We start from the raw sequence: 2,075 nt of genomic DNA on the forward strand, positions 1-2,075 counted from the left end.
AGGAAGCGCGAAGATTGACAACCTAAACTTAAAACATCCGTTAAGTTTCGTCAACTACCTTTTTTGATCCTGAGAGAGGCCATGTCGCTTGTCCGCTGGATTTTAGGGATCCACACCACCACGCCCGTTTTGGGCCTGGCCCTGCTGCCGTTGGAGCCGGGGCTGGGAGAAACCCGCAGTCAGAGCTGGTGGCTGGATCGGGAGATGGCAGCGCAGTTGCACCCCTGCTTGAAAGTCTTCTTGGCCGGTCAGGCTTGGTCGCAGATAGCTGCGATCGCTGTAGCTTTGGGGCCGGGCAGCTTTACGGGCAGCCGTTTGGGGGTGAGCGTGGCCCGTCTGCTGGGCCAGCAACTGGGCATTCCCGTGTTTGGCTACTCGGCTTTGGCCGTCCTCGCCCGCCAGGTGTGGCAGGAGCAGGGATCCCCGCCCCAGCCCTTGACGGTGGCGGTGCAGATGGACGCCAAACGAGGAGAGCGGTATGGCGGCGTGTATCGGGTGACAGAAGAGGGTGTCGCTGCAGAAGTGGCCGATCGGCTCTGGGAGGAAGAGGCTTGGCAGGCAACTCTCCGACAGTGGCCGCAAGCTCTATCCGTGAATGCCGCCGATTTTGTGGATCCTGCACCTGTGGTGGCGTTGGCAGAATTGGCCCGCGCCGATTTTCGGGCCGGATTGCGCCCTCAGTGGCAGGAGGTGCTGCCCCTCTACGGTCGCCAGCCCCCGATTGATCTCAGAGGGCTGAATCGGACTCCGCCTCCCCAGCGCGAACGGAGTGCCCCATCGTCACGGTAAGATTGGGAAGTCTAAGCAACGGATCCCTCTGCTGACATGATCTCAAGCAACGATTTGCGCCCTGGCGTCTCTGTAGAAATTGACGGAGCTCCCTACAAGGTGATCGAGTTCCTGCATGTGAAGCCCGGCAAGGGAGCAGCCTTTGTGCGCACCAAGCTCAAAAACATGCAGACTGGCAACGTTGTGGAGAAGACTTTCCGCGCCGGTGAAACCCTGCCCGCAGCCACCATCGAAAAAGTCGAGATGCAGTATCTCTACGCGGAAGGGGACAACTTGGTGTTTATGGACATGGAGACCTATGAGCAGGCTCCAATTACCGCCGCCCAAATTGGCTCCGCCGTGAAATATCTGAAAGAAAACATGCAAGTGTCAATCTTGCGCTGGAATGGGCAGGTGATCGATGTGGAGCTGCCCAACACCGTTGTTCTGGAAGTGGTGGAAACAGATCCAGGGGTGAAAGGAGATACCGCCACTGGGGGAACCAAGCCGGCCAAGCTGGAGACCGGTGCTGAGATCCAGGTGCCTTTGTTCATCAAGGTTGGAGAACGGATTCGGGTCGATACCCGCACCGACACCTATCTGGGCCGGGAGTGAGTTCTCCCTCTCCTTTTCGGTTATGGATTTCTGTTGTGGACAGGTGATGCATCAGGAGTGAACCTTCCCTTGGATGTTGTCAATTGGCAGGAAATTCGTCTTCTCCTGGCCGCTCTGCAAGAGAGCGATGTTACCGAGCTAACTCTGGAGTTCAAAGATTTTCGCCTCACCTTGCGCAAAGGGATCCCGACTGAGCTCTCCTCCACCCCCGCCAGTCCGGTTATTGTCTCCTCTGCGCCTCCTCCTGCTCCTGCAGAAGCGCCCCCTCCTCCCACTGCTCCCAAATCCACCCCCAGCCATTGGATAGACGTGACGTCACCAATGGTGGGCACTTTCTACAGCGCCCCAGCTCCAGGTGAACCTGACTTTGTGCGGGTTGGCCAACGGGTGAACAAGGGCCAAACCCTGTGCATCATCGAGGCCATGAAGCTGATGAACGAGATCGAGGCCGAAGCGGCAGGCGTGGTGACCGAGATTTTGGTGAGCAATGGGCAATCGGTGGAGTTTGGGCAGGTGTTGATGCGGTTGGATCCCACGGCTTGATGGGCAAGGGGGCAAACCGGATTTTGGCGACCCAATCTCCCTTGCCTGTGTATACACCAAAGTTGAATCGGATTGAGGGGATGTGGTCGGTGTTGAAGCGCTGTATCCGGCAGTTTTCCAGAGCCGGGAAGTATGGGATGGAGCAAAGG

3 protein-coding genes are annotated in these 2,075 nt (G+C 57.9%); all 3 read left to right on the plus strand.

The features are described from left to right. The first annotated feature begins 81 nt into the window (after positions 1–81). The 3 genes from tsaB (at position 82) to accB (ending at position 1,926) form a co-directional block, all read left to right on the plus strand. Positions 82–789: a tRNA (adenosine(37)-N6)-threonylcarbamoyltransferase complex dimerization subunit type 1 TsaB gene (gene tsaB, locus NW829_RS12130; RefSeq protein WP_414417185.1), complete on the plus strand. Its 708-nt coding sequence runs from the start codon at positions 82–84 to the stop codon at positions 787–789. Between the two features lie 36 nt (positions 790–825). Further along, positions 826–1,383 carry an elongation factor P gene (efp, locus tag NW829_RS12135; RefSeq protein ID WP_414335241.1) on the plus strand — a complete coding sequence of 186 codons (558 nt, stop codon included), beginning with the start codon at positions 826–828 and terminating at the stop codon, positions 1,381–1,383. Positions 1,384–1,452: 69 nt separating this feature from the next. Then, positions 1,453–1,926, plus strand: a complete 474-nt coding sequence (accB, locus tag NW829_RS12140) for an acetyl-CoA carboxylase biotin carboxyl carrier protein (protein WP_011432092.1) — start codon at positions 1,453–1,455, stop codon at positions 1,924–1,926. The last annotated feature ends 149 nt before the right edge of the window (positions 1,927–2,075 follow it).

It is taken from the genome of Synechococcus sp. R55.8 (assembly GCF_047461895.1).
Lineage (GTDB): Bacteria > Cyanobacteriota > Cyanobacteriia > Thermostichales > Thermostichaceae > Thermostichus.

Coding starts and splice junctions, on each gene's coding strand:
- tsaB (WP_414417185.1), top strand. CDS start 82: ATGTCGCTTGTCCGCTGGATTTTAGGGATCCACACCACCACGCCCGTT.
- efp (WP_414335241.1), top strand. CDS start 826: ATGATCTCAAGCAACGATTTGCGCCCTGGCGTCTCTGTAGAAATTGAC.